Annotated in this window: 21 protein-coding genes; 11 read left to right on the forward strand and 10 right to left on the reverse strand. The window is 73.0% G+C overall.

The features are described from left to right. The first annotated feature begins 5 nt into the window (after positions 1-5). From Q5694_RS00805 to Q5694_RS00815, 3 genes are all read left to right on the forward strand, one after another. Complete coding sequence (locus tag Q5694_RS00805; RefSeq protein WP_333929979.1) at positions 6-356, forward strand: ArsR/SmtB family transcription factor; 351 nt, start codon at positions 6-8, stop codon at positions 354-356. A gap of 185 nt (positions 357-541) precedes the next feature. Further along, complete coding sequence (locus Q5694_RS00810; RefSeq protein WP_333929980.1) at positions 542-997, forward strand: DUF6214 family protein; 456 nt, start codon at positions 542-544, stop codon at positions 995-997. 111 nt (positions 998-1,108) lie between these two features. Next, positions 1,109-1,372 (forward strand): hypothetical protein, encoded by a 264-nt coding sequence (locus Q5694_RS00815; RefSeq protein WP_333929981.1) that lies wholly within the window; start codon positions 1,109-1,111, stop codon positions 1,370-1,372. A gap of 159 nt (positions 1,373-1,531) precedes the next feature. Here the strand turns inward: Q5694_RS00815 and Q5694_RS00820 are convergent, their stop codons facing one another. Continuing rightward, complete coding sequence (locus Q5694_RS00820) at positions 1,532-2,203, reverse strand: DUF305 domain-containing protein (protein ID WP_333929982.1); 672 nt, start codon at positions 2,201-2,203, stop codon at positions 1,532-1,534. Between the two features lie 189 nt (positions 2,204-2,392). Here Q5694_RS00820 and Q5694_RS00825 point away from each other — a divergent pair, with 189 nt between their 5' ends. Then, a complete protein-coding gene (locus Q5694_RS00825; protein WP_333929983.1) occupies positions 2,393-3,895 on the forward strand; it encodes an LVIVD repeat-containing protein in 1,503 nt (500 codons plus the stop codon). On the opposite strand, the gene Q5694_RS00830 is transcribed toward Q5694_RS00825, so the two are convergent. The 5 genes from Q5694_RS00830 to Q5694_RS00850 form a co-directional block, all read right to left on the reverse strand. Further along, a complete protein-coding gene (locus Q5694_RS00830) occupies positions 3,883-4,569 on the reverse strand; it encodes a TetR/AcrR family transcriptional regulator (RefSeq protein WP_333929984.1) in 687 nt (228 codons plus the stop codon). The two genes, Q5694_RS00825 and Q5694_RS00830, sit on opposite strands and share 13 nt — an antisense overlap. Positions 4,570-4,770: 201 nt before the next feature. Further along, on the reverse strand, positions 4,771-5,460 hold the full coding sequence (locus tag Q5694_RS00835) for an HAD family hydrolase (RefSeq protein WP_333929985.1): 690 nt from the start codon (positions 5,458-5,460) through the stop codon (positions 4,771-4,773). Between the two features lie 259 nt (positions 5,461-5,719). Continuing rightward, the gene (locus Q5694_RS00840; RefSeq protein ID WP_333929986.1) at positions 5,720-6,409 is read right to left on the reverse strand and encodes a phosphatase PAP2 family protein; all 690 of its coding nucleotides are present in this window, start codon (positions 6,407-6,409) and stop codon (positions 5,720-5,722) included. A gap of 113 nt (positions 6,410-6,522) precedes the next feature. After that, the gene (locus Q5694_RS00845; protein ID WP_333929987.1) at positions 6,523-7,458 is read right to left on the reverse strand and encodes a M56 family metallopeptidase; all 936 of its coding nucleotides are present in this window, start codon (positions 7,456-7,458) and stop codon (positions 6,523-6,525) included. 375 nt (positions 7,459-7,833) lie between these two features. Continuing rightward, complete coding sequence (locus Q5694_RS00850; protein ID WP_333929988.1) at positions 7,834-8,388, reverse strand: DUF5134 domain-containing protein; 555 nt, start codon at positions 8,386-8,388, stop codon at positions 7,834-7,836. A 150-nt stretch (positions 8,389-8,538) separates the two neighbouring features. On the opposite strand from Q5694_RS00850, the gene Q5694_RS00855 reads away from it, so the two are divergent. Together Q5694_RS00855 and Q5694_RS00860 are read left to right on the forward strand one after the other, a co-directional pair. Next, positions 8,539-10,203, forward strand: coding sequence for an FUSC family protein (locus Q5694_RS00855; RefSeq protein WP_333929989.1), 1,665 nt, complete (start codon positions 8,539-8,541; stop codon positions 10,201-10,203). Further along, on the forward strand, positions 10,200-10,925 hold the full coding sequence (locus tag Q5694_RS00860; protein WP_443040789.1) for a MarR family winged helix-turn-helix transcriptional regulator: 726 nt from the start codon (positions 10,200-10,202) through the stop codon (positions 10,923-10,925). The genes Q5694_RS00855 and Q5694_RS00860 overlap by 4 nt, the downstream gene beginning before the upstream one ends. A gap of 72 nt (positions 10,926-10,997) precedes the next feature. Here Q5694_RS00860 and Q5694_RS00865 read toward each other — a convergent pair whose 3' ends face one another. Then, entirely contained in the window at positions 10,998-11,759 is a 762-nt protein-coding gene (locus Q5694_RS00865; RefSeq protein ID WP_333929990.1) for a VOC family protein, read from the reverse strand. Between the two features lie 96 nt (positions 11,760-11,855). Next, the gene (locus Q5694_RS00870) at positions 11,856-12,248 is read right to left on the reverse strand and encodes a VOC family protein (protein WP_333929991.1); all 393 of its coding nucleotides are present in this window, start codon (positions 12,246-12,248) and stop codon (positions 11,856-11,858) included. A gap of 85 nt (positions 12,249-12,333) precedes the next feature. Between Q5694_RS00870 and Q5694_RS00875 the strand changes: the two genes are divergently transcribed. After that, positions 12,334-12,873 carry a GNAT family N-acetyltransferase gene (locus Q5694_RS00875; protein WP_333929992.1) on the forward strand — a complete coding sequence of 180 codons (540 nt, stop codon included), beginning with the start codon at positions 12,334-12,336 and terminating at the stop codon, positions 12,871-12,873. A gap of 26 nt (positions 12,874-12,899) precedes the next feature. On the opposite strand, the gene Q5694_RS00880 is transcribed toward Q5694_RS00875, so the two are convergent. Then, on the reverse strand, positions 12,900-13,583 hold the full coding sequence (locus tag Q5694_RS00880) for a glycerophosphodiester phosphodiesterase (RefSeq protein WP_333929993.1): 684 nt from the start codon (positions 13,581-13,583) through the stop codon (positions 12,900-12,902). 250 nt (positions 13,584-13,833) lie between these two features. On the opposite strand from Q5694_RS00880, the gene Q5694_RS00885 reads away from it, so the two are divergent. From Q5694_RS00885 to Q5694_RS00900, 4 genes are all read left to right on the forward strand, one after another. Beyond that, complete coding sequence (locus Q5694_RS00885) at positions 13,834-15,231, forward strand: DUF6421 family protein (protein WP_333929994.1); 1,398 nt, start codon at positions 13,834-13,836, stop codon at positions 15,229-15,231. Positions 15,232-15,272: 41 nt separating this feature from the next. Further along, complete coding sequence (locus Q5694_RS00890) at positions 15,273-16,022, forward strand: SDR family oxidoreductase (protein WP_333930543.1); 750 nt, start codon at positions 15,273-15,275, stop codon at positions 16,020-16,022. Further along, on the forward strand, positions 16,019-17,089 hold the full coding sequence (locus tag Q5694_RS00895; protein WP_333930544.1) for a threonine aldolase family protein: 1,071 nt from the start codon (positions 16,019-16,021) through the stop codon (positions 17,087-17,089). Before Q5694_RS00890 ends, Q5694_RS00895 begins: the two co-directional genes overlap by 4 nt. Before the next feature lie 234 nt (positions 17,090-17,323). Then, positions 17,324-18,025, forward strand: a complete 702-nt coding sequence (locus Q5694_RS00900; protein ID WP_333929995.1) for a B3/B4 domain-containing protein — start codon at positions 17,324-17,326, stop codon at positions 18,023-18,025. 18 nt (positions 18,026-18,043) lie between these two features. On the opposite strand, the gene Q5694_RS00905 is transcribed toward Q5694_RS00900, so the two are convergent. Further along, on the reverse strand, positions 18,044-18,772 hold the full coding sequence (locus tag Q5694_RS00905; RefSeq protein ID WP_333929996.1) for a lysophospholipid acyltransferase family protein: 729 nt from the start codon (positions 18,770-18,772) through the stop codon (positions 18,044-18,046). Positions 18,773-18,935 lie beyond the last annotated feature (163 nt).

Below are 18,935 nucleotides of genomic sequence, written 5' to 3' on the forward strand. Positions count from 1 at the left end.
CCGCCGTGACGACCCCCGCCGTGAGTAGCCGTGATCTGCCGCATCCCGTGCGGGACGAGGTCCGGCTGGAGGGCGTGCTGCACGCGCTGTCCGACCCCATGCGGCTGCGGATCGTGCGGGAACTCGCCGCCGCGAGCGGGGAGTTGTCCTGCTCCCACTTCGAGCTGCCGGTGACCAAGTCGACGACGACCCACCACTTCCGGGTGCTGCGGGAGAGCGGGGTCATCCGGCAGGTGTACCGCGGGACGGCCAAGATGAACGGACTGCGGCGCGACGACCTGGAGGCTCTGTTCCCCGGCCTCCTGGACGCACTGCTGGAGGCCGCGGCCCGACAGGCCGCCCGGCTCGCCGACTGACGGTTCGAAGGCGTCCGCAGCCTTCCGGCCCGGGCGGGCGACCGCTGCGGCTGCGCTGACAGGGTGCAGTGCGGCGCCCAGGGCGCGTGTCCGATCTGTAGGGAATGTGATCATGCGGTTACGTTCCGTGTGTGCTCGAAGCATCCTTTGTTCATCTTTCTGATCGCTCTCCGGTGGACGGTGCCGTGTCCGTGCGCCCCGCGTGGGAAGTGCGGGAGAGCGAGGGCGCCACGCGCTGGTTCGAGTTCCGTCTGGCCTTCCCGGACGGGGCCCGTGTCGACGCGCTGGCACTGGTGGCCGGCGGAAGCGTCTGCGTCGAGGAGGTGCGGGCCCAGCCCGCGCTGACCCTGGACGACCTGGCGGTGCTCGCCGACTGGATCGAGGAGGCGGTCGCCGGGGCGTGCGCCGCCGGCTCCGGGTCCGGGGGGAGCGGCTCGGGCCGCCGCGCCCGGCCGGTGCGCCCGCGCGGAGCCGAGGGGCGGCAACTCGTCGCGCGGGAGTACCGCGCGGCCCAGCGGGACGGAACCGATCCGGTCCTCGCCGTGATGTCCGCGACCGGTCACGGCCGCCGCACGTCTCTGCGGCTGATCGGCCAGGCCAGGGACGCCGGCCTGCTCCCGGCGCGCCGGACGAGACGCTGACCCGCCCGCACCGGTACGGGAGTTCAGGGCAGGAGCCTCACCGGCCGGGCGCCGGAGGGGCGTTCGGCTTGACGTTCAACCTCACGGGCAGTTCGCGCATACCGTAGGCACGTGACCGATATCGACGCCGAAACCCTCGGGTGGGAGCTCGTCGGCTGGGACGGTGATGAGCGAGCTGCTCATGTCACTGGCCTGACCCGGGTCGAGATCCTGAGTCTCCGGGACCTGTTCCCCCGCCGCGACGACGACTTCCTCGCGACCGCGGTCTACGAGGTTCCGCCCGCGCTGTACCCGGCGATGCGGAGTGCTGTCCCGCACCTGGAGTTCCGTGAGGGGCTGGAGTACCAGATCGCTGGATTCCGCCTGTCCGGCTGAGCTGGGCGACCCGCCGGTGCGTCGGGGTTTCGTGCCGACCTTCTGGTGTGCGGGTCGGCTGTAGGACTCGCCGGTGGCCAGGACTCTGCCCACCTCGTAGCGGGCGGCGGAGGTCGGCGACCAGCGGCCGGGCGGGGCGGAGCTCGGTGTGCGCGGCGATCACCGGCCACGTTCGAGCATGTTCCGCATCCGGGTGATCTCGCTCGTCTGCTGCGCTGTCACCTCGTCGGCCATCTCCTCGACGCGGATGTTGTTGCCCTGCCCCTTCACCTCCGTGGCCATGGTGATCGCGCCCTGGTGATGGGTCGTCATCAGGGTGAGGAAGAGGCGGTCGAACGCGCTCCCCTCGGCCGCGCGGAGCTTGTCCAGCTGGGCCTCGGTCGCCATGCCGGGCATCGCCGCGTGGTCGTGCCGTCCGGCCTCCAGCGGCTTGCCGTACGACTTCAGCCAGCCCTTCATGGCCTCGATCTCGGGTTTCTGCCCGGCCGCGATGCGCTCGGCGATGCGCTCGACGTCCTTCGACCCGGCCCGTCCCGGGACGAGGTCGGTCATCACCAGCGCCTGCGCGTGGTGCTCGATCATCATGCGCACGTAGGAGACGTCGGCGGAGTTGGGGGAGTCGTTCTCCGCACGCCGGTCCGCGGCCTCCTCGGCGGACAGGGTGCGGTTGGCCTCGCCCGGCTCGCCCGGCGCGATCACCGCGGGACCGTCCGACGCCGCCTTCCCGTCCGAACCGGAGTCGCATCCTCCCGTCCCGAGCACGGCCAGGGCGACCAGTCCCGTCGTGACCGCGGACGCGCGGGACGTACGGGACGCACGGCGGAAGAGCACAACGACCTCCTGGGGCGGACGGGTTGGGGCACACCTCGTGGTGCGGACGCGTACTGGCACGCTTCCGCGGGTCATTGATCGCAAAACTTCATTGCGATTTCGTTGCCCCCTATTGGTATGTGCATGGCGAAGACGATACTGCGTGGTGCGTGAACCGTTCCGCAGTGAACGGAACCAGGGAGGAAAACAGTGATCCTGTTGAACGACCGCAGAACACGCCGCAGACGACTGGGAGTCGTCGCAGCCGCCGGTGGACTGCTGGCCGCGCTTCTCACGGCGGCTCCGGCAGGGGCCACCCCCGACCCCGGAGACGCGCCGCCCGCACCGAAGGAGGTCTCCAGGAGCGCCCAGGCCGAGGTGCGCGAAGCCATCCGCAGCGGAGACATGCCCGGCCAGGACGAGATCGTCCACTCCGACAACATCCGGCACCTGGCCCACGTCCCCAAGGACGTGCTGCAGGGCACGAACTCGGACCTCGCCTTCCAGGGCCGGTACGCCTTCGCCGGCAACTACGACGGCTTCCGCATCTTCGACATCAGCAACCCCAAGGCGCCCAGGACCGTCGCCCAGGTCCTGTGCCCCGGCTCGCAGAACGACATCTCCGTCTCCGGTGACCTGCTGTTCCTGTCGACCGACTCCTCGCGCAGCGACAGCAGTTGCTCCAGCACCACCCAGCCGGCGACCGAGAAGTCCTCGTGGGAGGGCATGAAGGTCTTCGACATCAGCGACAAGCGCAACCCGAAGTACGTCGCCGCAGTCGAGACCGCCTGCGGCTCGCACACCCACACGCTGGTGCCCGAGCGCCGCAACGTCTACGTGTACGTCTCCTCGTACTCGCCGAACGCGGCCTACCCCGACTGCCAGCCGCCGCACGACGGCATCTCCGTCATCAAGGTGCCGCGCCACGCCCCCGAGAAGGCCGAGGTCGTCGGCTTCCCCGTGCTGTTCCCCGGTGAGGGGCCGGACGGTGGCGGCAACCCGGGCGGCCCGGTGAACCCGGGCGTCTCCAAGACCACCGGCTGCCACGACATCACGGTGCTGCCGTCGAAGGACCTGGCGGCGGGCGCCTGCATGGGCGACGGCATCCTGTTCTCCATCAAGGACCCGGAACGCCCGAAGGTCATCGACCAGGTGCAGGACAACGTGAACTTCGCGTTCTGGCACTCCGCGACGTTCAACCAGAAGGCCGACAAGGTCGTCTTCACCGACGAACTGGGCGGCGGCGGCGCGGCCACCTGCAACGCCGAGGTCGGACCGGACCGCGGTGCCGACGGCATCTACGACATCGTCGGCAAGGGCGACCAGCGCAAGCTCGTCTTCCGCAGCTACTTCAAGATCCCCCGTCACCAGGCGGACACCGAGAACTGCGTCGCCCACAACGGCTCGCTCATCCCGGTCAAGGGCAGGGACATCATGGTCCAGGCCTGGTACCAGGGCGGCGTCTCCGTCTGGGAGTTCACCGACTCGGACAAGCCGAAGGAGATCGCCTACTTCGACCGCGGTCCGCTGACCACCGACACGATCAAGTCGGGCGGCTCCTGGTCCGCTTACTACTACAACGGCTACATCTACTCGAACGAGTACGCCCGGGGCTTCGACGTCCTGAAGATCGACGACCGGCGCACGGATCCGGCCCGCCGGGTCCATCAGCGTGAACTGAACGTGCAGACCCAGCCCGACTACTTCGACTGATCCGGCGGGCCGCACCGCGGTGCGGCCCCGGTCGCGAAGAACCGCGACAGATCCCCGTCGCCGCTCCCGCCGGAGGCCCCGGCCTCCGGCGGGAGACCCAGCTCCCAGTCGAGCCGGTAGCGCTTGAACAGCTCGGCCCGCAGCACCGGGACCGGCATCGGCGCGCCCGGCACCAGGGCCGCGTACACCGCCCCCATCAGCAGGGCCCGCATCATGGGGTAGTCGCGGTCGACGTCCCTCGAACCGTGCCGCGCCATCGTGTCGCGCAGCAGCTCCGCCAGCCGGCGCTGCTCCGGGCACTGCACGAAGCCCTCGGTGTCCAGGATCCCCGCCATGTGCTGGCGCATCAGCACCGGCCGGTCCCGGGCCAGGCCCAGGATCGCGTCGATGGCCCGGGCCATCCGCTCCCGGCCGTCCTCGGTGCGCGGCTCGCGCTCCAGCGCCTCCTCCAGCGTGCGGTGCATCAGCCGGTGCACGGCGGACTGCACCAGCTGGCGCTTGCCGGGGAAGTAGTACGACACCAGACCGCGCGCCGAACCGGCCCGGTCCGCGATGTCGCCCAGGGTGGTGGCCTCGTAGCCGCGCTCGCCCACGAGTTCGACCGCCGCCTGCAGGAGCCGCTCCCGGGAACGCCGCCGCAACTCTTCATTGACCGAGGCGCTGCGCGGGGACATCCTGGAACTCCTGCGTTGACTGGCTGCCAGCCAACTATACTCGGAAGGCGTCCGGCCAGACCTCCCGGTCTGGGCCGGCGATGCCGTCTGCCTCGGGCGACGCGGGGGATCGTCCGAGGCAGACGTGCGAACGCCCAGGTGGTGGCCCCGGGCTACCAGTTCACGTCGACGGCCGGGCGCGCCTCTTCTGCCGCGCCACTCTCAGCCCACCAGCTCCAGCACCGGCAGCAGTCCGGCGGGCCGGTCGGTCACCGGCAGGTGGTCCACGAAGTGCACCCCGCAGCCCAGGGCGGTGGCGCCGCCGTCCGCCTCGCGGTTGTCCCCGACCATGAGCGTCCTGCGGGGATCGGCGCCCAGCGCCTCGCACGCGGCCGCGAACAGCCGGGGGTCGGGCTTCTGGATGCCGTGCTCGAACGACAGGACGTAGGTGTCCACGTAGCGGTCCAGGCCGTGTTCGCGGAAGACCGGCCGCGGGTCCCAGCCGATGTTGCTGACCACGCCCACCGGGATGCCGCGCTCCCGCAGGACCCGCAGCACCTCCGGCGCGTCCGGGTAGGGGGCCCAGGCGGCCGGGGTCATGTGCCGGTCGTACAGCGCGTCGTGCAGTGCCGGGTCGGGCAGCGGGACCTGGCGGGACAGGCCGGTGTAGGCGGCCCGGTGCAGCGCGGCGCTGCGGTCGCGGATCTTCCAGACGCCGGCCAGTTCCTTTGGGATGCGCGCAGGCTCGCCCCCGCCGGGCAGCGCCCCGACCGCTTCCAGCGCCCGCGCCGCGGCGGTCAGCTCGGCCTCGGAGAGAGGGCTGCGCATCCCCGCCATGACCCCGCGCAACCAGGCGTCGGTGGACTCGACCCGGAAGAGGGTGCCCGAGAAGTCGAACAGCACGGCGTTCATGGGGTGATCCTACGAGGAGCCGCCGCGCGGCCGCCGGTACTTTCGGGAGGCCGAGGGCCGCCCGGTCCGCGGCGGCCGGTGAGGCCACCCGGTGCCGGCCGGGACGGGAGCGGGGAGTCCCTCACCCCTCTCGTCACGGCGGGCCGTCGCCGCAGCGGCCTGCGCAGGCGCGGCACGGGGTGCCGGGCCGGACGCGGCCGGGAGCCGTTCGCGCCCGTGGGTGAGGCCACGTGGTGCCCGGCCCGGCATGCGCCCGGACTCAGTCCCGTTCGTCCGCCCGCCCCGGCTGCCACCGGGTGTGCGCCCACACCGCCAGGGCCACCACCGTCGCCCCCATCAGCCAGCCGCCCACCACGTCCGACGGCCAGTGCACCCCCAGCCAGATCCGGGTCAGGCCGACGCCCACCACGGAGACCACGGCCACGGCCAGGGCGGTACGCCACAGCGCGCGGGTCACGCCGTGGCGGTGCAGCAGCCACAGCAGCAGTCCGCACACCACCGTGGCGGTCATCGCGTGCCCCGAGGGGAAGGCCGCGTAGTGGGCGGAGTCGACCGGGTCGGGCCACACGGGACGGGGCCGGTCCACGGCCGCCTTGACGCCCTGCTGCAGCAGGGTGCCGAACGCCACCGCCACGGCCAGCCACACCGCCGTCCAGCGCGCCGCGAACCGCACCACCAGTGCCACGACGACGACCGCGCACAGCAGCCGCATCGTCCACGGGTCCCAGACCCAGTCGGTCAGGATGCGGCACGCCTGGGTCACGCCGCCCGCGTCGACCGCCCAGTCGTGCGTGGTGGCCGCGATGTCGCCGTCCGCGGTGACCAGCGGACTCCATCTCGCCGCGACGAGGATCAGCAGCAGGGCCGAGCACAGGGCCAGGGCACCGGCGAGCGTCGCGGTGGTGCGGTGCTCCCGACGGGGCGGGGAGTCGACGGACGAGGTGTGCATACAGCGATACTCGCCGGACCCCGGGTTCCGAAACCAGCACGGGACGATCTCCCGTCACCCGGGTGACGGGTCCCGGACACCACCCGTCCATCCGGCCGGGGTGCCGGCCGCGGTCAGCCCAGGGCCCGCAGCCCCGGTACGAACGCCACCAGCACCGGTACCACCGGCACCAGCGCGGCCGCCGCCGTCAGGCGCAGCCGCCGCGAGGGGGAGAGGCGGTCCGGGGGAGTGAGCAACCGGTGCACCCGGGCCGGGACATGGGCGTGCGGTGCCGGGCATGGGCCGAACACGCCACGGTGCTCGTTCAGTTCCACCAGGGCCAGAGCCGTGGTCAGACGGCCGAAGCGCCGCGAGGCCGTGTCGTCCGCGGCGAGTTCGACCAGGCGGTGCATCTCGTCGCGGAACGCGGCGAACACCGGCACCTGCGGGAAGCCGCCCGCCAAGGCCGAGGAGCAGTTCAGCAGCCAGTCGTGCCGGGCGCGGGCGTGACCCTGCTCATGGGCCAGGACGGCGTCCAGTTGCCGGCCCTTCAGCCGGTGCAACGCCGCCGTGGTGACGACCAGTTGCGCCGGAGTGCCGGGCACCCACCAGGCGTCGGGCCGCTCGCTCTCCAGGACGACGAGCCGGCCGGAGACGGCCACCTCGCCCGGCATCAGCGGGGCCCGGACCAGGAGGTCGGCGCGGCGCCGGCGGCGCCGGGCACGCGCCCGGCCGATCTCGCGGGCCAGCATCGCCGCGCTCCACAGCCCGCCGCAGGCCAGCGCCACCGCGGTGCTCGCCGCCCAGGTGCCCGCCGTGCCGAGGGCGTAGGCCTCGACGACCGGGCCGGGCGCCGTCGCGAAGACGTGCCCGCCGACCGCGTGCCAGGCCGCCGCCGCGCTCAGCGTCATCGACAGGGCACAGCACACCAGCACGGCCGCCACCACGCACTGCCAGACCCACAGCGCCACCACCGGCTCGCGGTCGGGCCAGTCCGCCCGGGCGAGCAGCCGCGGAGCGACCACGGCCGTCAGGGCACCGAGCAGCAGCAACGCCGCGGGGAGCATCATGGCCGCAGCCTATGAGCCAAGCGCCTCGCTGCGGTACGGCTCCCGGAGGCAAAGTGACGCAGGCAACGGAATCCCCAGCCGGCCCGCGCCGCTCGAGGAGCGCCGGGCCGACGCCGCCGCCGGTGCACGACCGGGGCCGCCACGCGGGGACGTGGTCTCCCGCGTCGATCGGAACGGCCGTCACACCCCCGTCGGGCGGCCGAAGCCGTGGGCGCGCCCGGCCGCTGCCAAGCCTGAGCACGCCGCGAGGGAGCGCACGCCGCGAGGGGGTGGCGGCACGATGTGGCCACCGCGCTGCCCTCCCGTACCGGCGCGCCCGTCCCGCCTGCGCACCGTGCGCCGTCCCGGTCGACGCGCCGGCGCGTCGATCCGGTGTCACACCGTCAGCAGCATCGCCACCATCGCCATGCCCATGGACAGGCGGCAGGCCCGCGCCAGCTCGGGCCGGTCGCCCCATCCGGCCGCACCCGCGCCCCCGCTCCCGGCCACGGCCGCCACCGGCACCAGCCGCACACCGGCCAGCAGCACGTACCCGGCGAAGTACAGCAGTAGCGCACCCGTCAGCAGCGGGATCCCCGAACCGCCCCCGCCGTGCGCGTGCGCGGGGGAGCCCGCCATGACGAGGGACATGTAGACCATCGCCCCGGCCCCCACCAGATGGTGCAGGTGGTGCGCCCCGGACCGCGCGGCCCACAGCGCGTGCAGGCCCGCCGCCCCGAACACGACCGCGTACGCGGGCCAGGCCCACGCGGGCGGTGTGAACACCGCGGCCGGGACCGCCATCCCGGCCATCCCGAAGCCCATCAGCGCCTCACCGCCCGCGGTCCCGCGTTCCCCCTCGGCTCCACTGCGCATCCGCAGCAGGCAGTAGGCGCCGGTCACCGCGCAGAGCGCCACCAGCAGCCAGCCGGACGATGCCGGTCCGTGCACGCGTACCTCCCCCGTTCGGCAGTCGGTCATTCGATGCCCGGACCGGACGGTGCGCACGCGAGCGCAAGGGTGTACACGGGGAGCACTCCGGGGAGCACGGCAGCCCGGCGGCGGTATTTCACAAGTAAAACACCTGTTAATCTGGATGCTGTGAGCACTGCGCCCCCCACCACCTCCCCCGCCACGGCTCCCCGGCGCCTTCCCCTGGCGGGCGTGCTGCGTCCCGGCCGGCCCTCCGAGATCTGGTTCAAGCCGGCGCTGAGCGTGGTGGTCTCCACGGCTCCGCCCAACCTGACGCTGCTCGCCCTCGGGCGGCTCGACCTGGCGATGTACACCATGGCCGGATCCCTGTGCGCCCTGTACACCCACAACCGGCCCTACGCCGCCCGGGCCCGCGCACTGGTGCGGGTGGTGCTCGGCATGCTCGGCGGTCTCGCCGTCGCCCTGGTCGCCGCCTCGCTCACCGGCAGCGCGGTCGTCCTGGTCACCGTCGGCGCGCTGCTCGCGGCCGCGCAGAAGGTCCTGTGCGACGCCACCCGCGTCGGCCCGCCGGGCAACGTCGTGCTCACCTTCGTCACCTCGGCGTCCCTGTTCGTGCCGCAGAGGCTCGCCCAGGTCCCCGGGCATCTGGCCCTCGCCGCCGCCACGGGGGTCTGGGCCTGGCTGGTCTGCATGGCGCCCGGACTGCTGCGCCCGCACGGCCCGGAGCGCCGTGCCACCGCCGCCGCGCTGAAGGCGGCCGCCGCCTGTGCCGCCGCCGGGACGGACACCGGCCGGGCCCGGGCCCGCGCGGCCGGCTACGCCGCCGTGCAGGCGGCCTGGCAGTCACTGCTGTCCACCCGGGCCCCCTCCCGTACCCGGCGGGCACTGGAGCGGCTCGTCGTCCGCGCCGAGGTGGCCCTCGCCGCCCCGGCGGAGGCGGACGCCGGCCGGCTGCGCGCCCTGGCCGACGAGCTGCGCGGTACCGGGCCCGTGCCCAGAGCCGGTCTCCCGCCCGCCGCCGCCGGGGAACTCCTCGGCGTGGAGGCGACCCGGCCCCTGCGGGCCCGCCCGGGCCCCCTGACCCCGCTGGCGGCCCGCACGGCGCTCGGCTGCGCCCTCGCCGGCTACGCCTCCCTCGCCCTGGGCATCGGCCGCCCGTACTGGGCGCTGGTCACCGCCGCCTCCCTGTACCAGGCCAACATCACCCTCACCTGGGGCCGCGCCGTGCAGCGCGTGGTGGGCAACGTCGCCGGCGTCCTCGTCTTCCTGGCCGTCGTGCCGCTGGCCCACCTCGGCCCGGCGGCCCTCGTGCTGAGCTGCCTGGCGTTCGGCTTCGGCGCGGAGGTGCTGATCAGCCGCAACTACTGGCTGGGCAGCGTCTGCGTGACGCCGATGGCGCTGCTCATCACGGAGTTCGCGGGGTACCGGGCACCGGGGGAGCTGATGAAGGAGCGCGTCGCGGACACCGTCGTCGGTGCGCTGGTCGGGTTCGCCGCCGCACTCGTGGTCACCGACCGCCGCGCGGGCGACCGGGTGGAGCGCGCTCTGGCGGCCGCCGACCGGGCCCGCGCGGACGCCGCCCGTCTGCTGGCCGGGCCGGACCCCGATCCGGCCGCCCTGGAAACGGCCCGCCGCGCACTCGCGGTGGCCCTGGCCGATCTCCGGGCCACCGCCGACGCCGCGGCCGGCGAGTGGTGGCAGAGGGCCCTGCCCCAGGAGAGGGTCGTGCTCACCGAGCAGTCCGGACACCGTACGCTCGCCGCTACGGCACGACGCCAGGGGCTGCTCCCGCAGCGGAGCGCGGGCACGGAGACGGAGGACGCACGGGCATGACGCCGACCGAGGGATCGTCACCCGGAGGGAACGGGCCGGGGGCCGGACCGCGCCGGGGGGTCGGAGGAGACGCGGCCGCGCCCGAACGGCCGTCCGCGGCGGAGCAGGCCGCCGCAAGCCCGCGAAGCGGCTCCGCCGGGGGCCCGGCTTCCGGCAGCGAGCCCGGGGCGGCGCGCCGCGCGGACGACGGGACCGCAGCCGACCCGGCCGCCGGCCGCCGGGGCGACACCGTCGCCGCCGTGGTCCGGCAGTGGCGGTCGGTGCACCCCGAACTCGACACCGGCCCGATGGAGGTCATCGGGCGGATCAACCGGTGCGCCGCGCTCCTCCAGCAGGCCGAGGACGCGCCCCTGCGCCGGGCGGGACTGAGCCGGCCGGAGTTCGATCTGCTGGGCGCGCTGCGCCGGACCGGGCACGAGCTGACCCCCGGGGAGCTGGCCCGGGAGACGTTCTCCTCCGGCGCCGCCGTCACCAAGCGGCTCAAGCAGCTCGCGGAGCGCGGTCTGGTCCAGCGCCGCGGTGACGCCCGTGACCGCCGGGTCGTCCACCTCCGCCTCACCGACGCCGGCCGCGACCTGGTCGACGCCGTCCTGCCCTCCCAACTCGCCTACGAGGCCGCCGCGCTGTCCGGTCTTGGCGCCCCCGAGCAGGGGGAACTGGCGGTGCTGCTCGGGGAGTTGCTCGGCCAGCTGGAGGGCCGCCTGGGCGCACTGCGGCCCTGAGAAGGCCATCGCCCCCGCCTCCCGCGCCAGGTGAAGGCACCGGTGGCAGGCCGCCGCGCCGCCGCGCCCGGACTAGAACCCGTGCTCCGCCGGATACACCCCGAACATCGCCCCCTGCGGATCACGCAGCACCGCGATGCGCGGACCGTCGGGGACGGACGTCGGGACCATCAGGACCGTGCCGTGCCGCTGGACGACGGCGGTCGTCCCGTCCACGTCGGCGACGGCGAAGTAGGGCAGCCAGTGGGGCGGCACCTCCGGCGGGAACTTGTCGTCCATCGTCACCATGCCGCCGAAGTCCGCGCCGTCCAGCCGCCACCGCGTGTAGCGGTCCGAGGCGTTGACGCTCCAGCCGAACACGCGGGCGTAGAACGCCACGGCCTGCTCGGGGTCCCGGGTGAACAGCTCCACCCAGCCCAGCGTGCCGGGCGCGTTGACCAGCCCGGCGCCCGGAAAGGTGCCCGCCTGCCAGAGCTGGAACACCGCGCCGCCCGGGTCGGCGGCCACCACGAGGCGGCCCGCGTCGAACACGTCCACCGGGCCCAGCAGGACCACCCCGTCCGCCTCCGTGACCGCGCGGGCCGCGGCGCCCGCGTCCGTCACCGCGAACGACACGTTCCACGCCACCGGCCGGGAGGGCTGGTGGAGGGGAGCGAGGGCGGCGACGGCCGCGTCCCCGAGGTGGGCCACGGTGTAGCCGCCCGCCTCCCGGCGGGGGTCCGTCTCCGGCCGCCAGCCGAACAGGCGCGTGTAGAACCGCCGGGCCGCCTCCAGGTCGCTGGTGCCCAGCTCCACCCAGCAGGGCCCGCCGGTCACCGGTGCGTCGAGCTTCATGGCGTTCCTTCCGCAGGAGACCCCCTCCAGCACGCTAAGCCGCCGCCGGGAGCGGGTGCCATCCGGGGACGCCGGCGGAGCAGCGGCCCCGTCGCCTCAGATGCCGGGCCGGTAGCGCATCGGATGGTCCGCCGGGACCTCGACCAGCACGATCGGGGTGCCGTCCGGATCGGCGATCCACATCTCGACCAGCCCCCACGGCTCCCGCACCGGGGGACGCACGATCTCCACGCCCTTCGCCCGCAGTTCCTCCTCGGCCGCCGCCGCGTCGGCCACCTGCAGCCACAGCCGTACCGCCGGCTCCGGGCGGGAGGCGGCCCGGCCGGACACCTCCAGGAAGCCGCCGCCGAGGAAGTAGACCGTGCCGCGTTCGGGACCCGTGCCGAACTCCCGGTACACGGCGAGGCCGAGCTGCTCGCCGTAGAAGGCCCGGGACCGCTCGGGATCGGTGGGGTGGAGCAGGATCCGGCTGCTGAGTACATGCACCATGCACGGGAGCCTAGCGGCGGAGCCCGGCGGCGGGGTTACGCTCGTCCCTGCCCGAGCCGCGCCAGGAAGACGGAGACGCACGCCCATGAAGACCGCCGCCACCGCATTGACCTTCCGGGACGCCACGGACGCCGACGTGGACGAACTGGTCGCGCTGATCGAGTCGGCGTACCGGGGCGACGCCAGCCGGGCCGGGTGGACCACCGAGGCGGACATCCTCGCAGGGCAGCGGACCGACCCGCAGGGGGTGCTGGAGGTCATCGAGTCGCCCGGCAGCAGGCTGCTCGCAGTGGAGCGCGACGGCCGGATCGTCGCCTGCTGCCAGCTGGAGCACCGGGGCGGGCACGCCTACTTCGGGATGTTCGCGGTGAGTCCGGCGCTCCAGGGCGGCGGGCTCGGCAAGCTGATCATCGCGGAGGCGGAGCGGCAGGCCCGCGAGGCCTGGGGCGTGACGGAGATGCACATGACCGTGATCTCCGTGCGCGAGGACCTGATCGCCTGGTACGAGCGGCGCGGCTACCGCCGTACGGGCCGGATGACCCCGTTCCCGTACGGCGACGAGCGGTTCGGCGTCCCGCAGCGCGACGACCTGCAGTTCGAACTGCTGGTCAAGCGGCTCGGCTAGCCACCCGGAGCCGTCGGGTCCCGGCCCTACGCCGTGAAACGGCCCGTGCGCTTGATGTCCGGGTGGTCGGTGGTCGCGCCGTCGAGGCCGAACGCCCGGACCAGACGCAGGTGGTCCTGCGTGTTCACCACCCACCCGATGATCCGCAGGTCCGCAGCCCGGGCCAGCTCCACGATCTCCAGGGTGAGCCGTCGGATGTTCAGGCAGACGGTCGCGGCCCCCACCGCCACCGCGCGGTCGACGACGTCGGTGCCGTAGCGGCTGGCCACCAGCGCGGTGCGCACGCCGGGCACCAGGCGGGCGATCTCCGCCACCGCCTCGTCGTGGAAGGAGGACACCTCCACCCGGCCGGCCAGCCCGCGCGCGTTCATCACCCCGGCCAGGGCGCGTGCCGCCCGCACGTCCTTGATCTCCGCCTGGAGGGGCGCCCGCACGGCTTCCAGGACCTCCTCGAAGACCGGCACCCGCTCGCCTCGGCCCGCGTCCAGCGCCCGCAGCTCCGCGAGGGTCTTCTCGGCGATCGGCCCCGTACCGTCGGTGGTGCGGTCCACGGTCGTGTCGTGCATGACGACGAGCGCGCCGTCCTTGCTCAGGTGCAGGTCGAGTTCGATGGCGTCGAGCCCCGCCTCCTGGGCGGCGACGAAGGACCTGAGGGTGTTCTCGGGCTCCACACCCATGACTCCGCGGTGACCGATCGTGAGGAAGTTCACGAAGCAACCCTCTTCCGTCGACAGGCGGCTGTGGGGGCCTGTGGGCCCACCCGACCGTATCGCCTGCACCGGCCCCGTGCGCAGTGGTGCGGGCATGCCCGGCTCGGTGGCGGGCACAAGCATGGTCGACAGGAAAAAGTGCGGTGAAGACCCGGGTGAGGCAGGATAATTTCCCGAGGCGGCCCTTGCTGGACGGAACCTCGTGTGTATACGGTCTGCATACGTGAGATTCTCCCGTGGAGGGTGTGACATGACGGAAATTCTTGTGCAAGTGGGTTCGGAGGAAACGTTTCCTCCCGTGACCAGGGTGGTGGAGCACCCGGCGTGGCCCGTGCTCAAGGATGCCGTGGAGCGGATCCGGCCCTGGCAGTCCAAGGACGGGTCCATCGACTTCGACGCCGAGGGCGCGCCCGACGCCGCCGATGCCGAGCTCGCCGTCCGCCAGGTCGTCGACGCGGTCCTGGAGCTCTCCCCGCTGCTCCCGCACGACCGCGCCTACCACGAGGCCCTGGCCAAGGACCTCACCCGCTGGGCCGACGGCGGTTTCCAGGTGCCGGACTTCCTCGACTCGCTGCTGGCCTTCCAGCCCGCCGCGAACCGGGCGGACGGGCTGCAGCACCTGGTCGTCTTCCCGATGTACACGCAGAACGGCAACCCGGACCGCAACCTGGAAGCGGTCGTGCTGCGCATGGTCTGGCCGGACTGGCTGGCCGAGCTGGAGCGCACCCGTTACGACAACCCGCTGTTCTGCGGCATCAAGTTCGAGGACTTCACGGCCGGCTACGACACCAACTCGGCCGTCCTGTTCCCCGAGACCATCGCCGTGCGCGAGGCCCCGGAGCGGTTCACCTGGGGCGGTATCTTCTGCGACCGCGAGGCGGCCCGCTTCCGGCGCGTCACCGACGCCGCCGTCGACATCCTGGGCCTGGAGCTGCCCGAGGACGTGGCCGCGATGGTCCACGACCAGAAGCGCTGCGAGGAGGCCTTCGTCCTGTGGGACATGGTCCACGACCGCACCCACAGCCACGGCGACCTGCCCTTCGACCCGTTCATGATCAAGCAGCGCCAGCCGTTCTGGATGTACGGCCTGGAGGAGCTGCGCTGCGACCTCACCGCCTTCAAGGAGGCCGTGAAGCTCGACCGGGACGGCGTCCCGCAGGCCCGCGACGTCCAGGTCGCGGTCCTCTTCGACCGCATGTTCCGCTTCCCGGTCACCGGCGAGCGGGTCCGCAACTACGACGGTCTCGGCGGCCAGCTCCTCTTCGCCTACCTGCACAAGCACGACGTCGTCCGCTGGACCGACAACAAGCTCACCATCGACTGGGAGCGCGCCCCGCAGGTCACCAACCAGCTGTGCGGCGAGATAGAGCAGCTCTACCGCGACGGCATCGACCGCCCCAAGCTCGTCCACTGGTTCGCCGGCTACGAGCTCGTCTCGGCCTACGTCTCCCCGCACCCGGGTTCCAAGTGGGCCAAGGGCCCCGACGCCCTGGACCTGACGCAGCCGCCGCGCAGGCTCGTCGATGACGTGCTTCCGGACGAGTTTCCGCTGAGCATGTTCTATGAGGCACTGTCCAAGAAGCTGAAGAACGTGATCGCCTCCACCAAGGGCATCACTGCGGACAGCACCGAGCGGATCGCCGCGTGAGCGATCGGCGTACCGAGAACACTGCTCAGGAGGCGAAGAACATGGCGGGGAACGGGGCGCTCAGCGGTGCGGTGATCGCGGTGGCCGGAGCGGGCGGGCCCGCGGGCCGGGCCGCACTGCTCAGGCTGGCCGAGGCGGGAGCCACCGTCATCGGCTCGGACAACGATCCGGAGCGGCTGGCGGAGGCCGTCGACGCGGCGAGCTACGCCACCGGCGGCGCGACCGTCGCCGGTGACACGGTCGACCTGCTCGACCTGCAGGCCACCCGCGACTGGGCCGACCGCATCGAGAAGGACTTCGGCCGGGTCGACGGCCTGGTCCACCTTGTCGGCGGCTGGCGCGGCAGCGAGACCTTCACCAGGACGAGCCTCGACGACTGGGACTTCCTGGAGATGCTGCTGGTGCGCACTGTGCAGCACACGTCCCTCGCCTTCCACGAGGCGCTGCAGCGCAGCGACCGCGGGCGCTACGTGCTGATCAGCGCCGCGGGGGCGAGCAAGCCCACCGCGGGCAACGCCGCCTACGCCGCGGGCAAGGCCGCGGCGGAGGCGTGGACGCTGGCCATGGCCGACTACTTCCGCAAGGCCGGGGGCCCCGAGGGCCCGACCTCGGCGGCTGCGATCCTGGTGGTGAAGGCGCTGGTGCACGACGCCATGCGCGCCGACCGCCCCAACGCGAAGTTCGCGGGCTTCACCGACGTCAAGGACCTGGCCGAGGCCATCACCGAGGTCTGGGACAAGCCCGCCGCCGAAGTGAACGGAAAACGTCTGTGGCTCACCGAGAAGCCGTGAACCCGCCGAAGACCGACGCCCGGCGCCACCACGACCCCGAGACCCGCGGTTTCGCCAGCGACAACTACGCCGGCGTCCACCCGGAGGTGCTCGCCGCCCTGGCCGTGGCCAACGGCGGGCACCAGGTCGCCTACGGCGAGGACGCGTACACCGAGAACCTGCAGCACCTGGTACGCAGCCACTTCGGCCCCACGGCCGAGGCGTTCCCGGTCTTCAACGGCACCGGCGCCAACGTCGTCGCGCTCCAGGCGGTCACCGACCGCTGGGGCGCGGTGATCTGCGCCGAGAGCGCGCACATCAACGTCGACGAGTGCGGCGCGCCCGAGCGCGTCGGCGGCCTGAAGCTGCTCACCGTCCCCACGCCCGACGGCAAGCTGACCCCCGAGCTGATCGACCGCCAGGCCTACGGCTGGGACGACGAGCACCGCGCGATGCCCCAGGTCGTGTCGATCACCCAGGCCACCGAGCTGGGCACGGTCTACACGCCCGACGAGATACGCGCGCTGTGCGACCACGCCCACGCGCTCGGCATGAAGGTGCACCTGGACGGCTCCCGGCTGGCCAACGCCGCCGCCACCCTGGACGTCCCCATGCGGGCGCTCACCAACGCGGCCGGTGTCGACCTGCTCTCCCTGGGCGGCACGAAGAACGGCGCCCTGTTCGGCGAGGCGGTCGTGGTGATCAACCAGGACGCCGTGAGCCACATGAAGCACCTGCGCAAGCTGTCCATGCAGCTCGCCTCCAAGATGCGGTTCGTGTCGGTGCAGCTGGAGGCCCTGTTCGCCCGGGACCTGTGGCTGCGCAACGCACGGCACGCCAACGAGATGGCCCAGCGCCTCGCCGAGGGCGTGCGCTCGGTGCACGGGGTGGAGATCCTCCACCCCGTGCAGGCCAACGCGGTGTTCGCGCGGCTGCCGCACGACGTGAGCGAGCGCCTGCAGAAGCGGTTCCGGTTCTACTTCTGGGACGAGACCGCGGGCGACGTCCGCTGGATGTGCTCCTTCGACACGACCGAGGACGACGTGGACGCGTTCCTCGCGGCGCTGAAGGAGGAGATGGCCCGCTAGCGGCCCCCGGCGGCATGCGCCGCGCCCAGCATCCACGCGTCCGCCGCGCCTCTCCCTCAGAGGCGCGGCGGACGGCGTCGCGCGGTGGGAGGGGGCCGATGCGCGGCACCGTGCGTCCAGTTCACTGAACTTCCTGGTCCTGTATGCTGCACCGCAGCGCGGTCGCCCTGCGATGCCCTGCGAGCGGCACCCGGCCGGCCCGCCCCGACCGCACCCCCGAGGCAAGGCCCCACCATGACGCTCACCCTGACCGTGTCGGACGGCGTACGCGCCCTCGCGCCCGGCTTCACCCATGTCGCGATCGAGGCGCACGGCCTGCTCAACGGGCCCAGTACGGAGGCGAGTTCGGCCCTGCTGGACGACGCGGCCCGTCGGCTCGCGGCCCGGCTGGGCGGCCGCGCCCCGCACGAGGACCCGCACATGGCCGCCTGGCGCGAGACGTACACGGCCTTCGGCTCGAAGCCGTCCCGCACCCGCAACTCCGCCGAGGCACTGGCCAAGCGGGCCCTGTCGGATACCGGACTGCCCCGCATCAACCTGCTGGTCGACCTCTACAACGCCGTGTCCGTCGCCCGTCTGATCCCCGTCGGCGGCGAGGACCTCGACCGGATCGAGGGCGGGATGCGCCTGATCCGCGCCACGGGCGGGGAGGAGTTCGTGACCGTCGCCGGCGGTGAGGAGAGCGTCGAGCACCCGGACGCGGGCGAGGTCGTCTGGTGCGACGACCGGGGCGTCACCTGCCGGCGCTGGAACTGGCGCCAGGGGCCGCGCACCCGCCTGACCGAGCGGACGACGTCCGGCATCTTCCTGCTGGAGAGCATGGCGCCCCTGCCCGTCGCCGAGGTGCAGGAGGCCGCGGGGGAACTCGCCGAGCTGCTGGCCAAGTTCAGCCCGGGCGCCGAGATCGACGTACGCGCGCCCGAGTCCTGCGCCTGAGCCGGGGCCGCCCGGGCGTCAGTGCGCCTCCGCCTCCCGGACCTGCTCCGGCGTCGGGGCGGTGCCGCCGAGGTGGGCCGGCATCCACCAGGTGTCGTCCGGACCCTTCGGGCGGACGGGGTAGGCGCGCTGGGCGGCCTCCAGCAGCTCCTGCACGCGCTCGCGCAGCTGCCGGGTGAGCGCGCCCGCGTACTTGTCGCGGGAGGCCTCGATCGCCTCGCCCACCCGGATCGTGATCGGAATGTGGCTGCGCTTGAAGTTGCGCGGGTGCCCCTTGGTCCACAGGCGCTGCGTGCCCCACACCGCCATCGGGATGAGCGGCACGCCCGCCTCCTGCGCCAGGCGGGCGGCGCCCGACTTGAAGCTCTTCAGCGTGAACGACGGCGAGATCGTCGCCTCGGGGAACACCCCGACGATCTCGCCCGAGCGCAGCGAGTCCAGGGCGTGCGCGTACGCCGCCTCGCCCTGCTTGCGGTCCACGGGGATGTGCTTCATCCCGCGCATCAGCGGGCCGGAGATCCGGTGCCGGAAGACGGACTCCTTGGCCATGAACCGCACCAGGCGCTTCTGCGGCAGCGCGGCCAGACCGTTGAAGACGAAGTCCAGGTAGCTGATGTGGTTGCTCACCAGCACGGCGCCGCCCGAGCGCGGGATGTTCTCCGAACCCTGACAGTCGATCTTGAGGTCCCACACCTTGAACAGCGTGCGGGCGAAGCCGACGACGGGACGGTAGACGAGCTCTGCCATGGGCGGTTCGGACCCTTCCTGCTCTGCCTGGGAAGGGATTCCCAGCGGACAAGTTACGCAGCCGTAGGTTTACGGCTTGTCGCAGATGGTGCCCCAAGAACGGCCGGGTAGCCAGTCCTCGTGCCCGTGGCCGGAGAGATTCTCGTCACGTCGCCCGTGGATC

The sequence above is a fragment of the Streptomyces sp. AHA2 genome (genome assembly GCF_036857595.1).
Lineage (GTDB): Bacteria > Actinomycetota > Actinomycetes > Streptomycetales > Streptomycetaceae > Streptomyces.

Coding starts and splice junctions, on each gene's coding strand:
- Q5694_RS00905 (WP_333929996.1), bottom strand. CDS start 18,772: ATGGCAGAGCTCGTCTACCGTCCCGTCGTCGGCTTCGCCCGCACGCTG.
- Q5694_RS00860 (WP_443040789.1), top strand. CDS start 10,200: ATGACGCCGACCGAGGGATCGTCACCCGGAGGGAACGGGCCGGGGGCC.
- Q5694_RS00900 (WP_333929995.1), top strand. CDS start 17,324: ATGACGCTCACCCTGACCGTGTCGGACGGCGTACGCGCCCTCGCGCCC.
- Q5694_RS00835 (WP_333929985.1), bottom strand. CDS start 5,460: ATGAACGCCGTGCTGTTCGACTTCTCGGGCACCCTCTTCCGGGTCGAG.
- Q5694_RS00865 (WP_333929990.1), bottom strand. CDS start 11,759: ATGAAGCTCGACGCACCGGTGACCGGCGGGCCCTGCTGGGTGGAGCTG.
- Q5694_RS00890 (WP_333930543.1), top strand. CDS start 15,273: ATGGCGGGGAACGGGGCGCTCAGCGGTGCGGTGATCGCGGTGGCCGGA.
- Q5694_RS00885 (WP_333929994.1), top strand. CDS start 13,834: ATGACGGAAATTCTTGTGCAAGTGGGTTCGGAGGAAACGTTTCCTCCC.
- Q5694_RS00830 (WP_333929984.1), bottom strand. CDS start 4,569: ATGTCCCCGCGCAGCGCCTCGGTCAATGAAGAGTTGCGGCGGCGTTCC.
- Q5694_RS00845 (WP_333929987.1), bottom strand. CDS start 7,458: ATGATGCTCCCCGCGGCGTTGCTGCTGCTCGGTGCCCTGACGGCCGTG.
- Q5694_RS00840 (WP_333929986.1), bottom strand. CDS start 6,409: ATGCACACCTCGTCCGTCGACTCCCCGCCCCGTCGGGAGCACCGCACC.
- Q5694_RS00875 (WP_333929992.1), top strand. CDS start 12,334: ATGAAGACCGCCGCCACCGCATTGACCTTCCGGGACGCCACGGACGCC.
- Q5694_RS00870 (WP_333929991.1), bottom strand. CDS start 12,248: ATGGTGCATGTACTCAGCAGCCGGATCCTGCTCCACCCCACCGATCCC.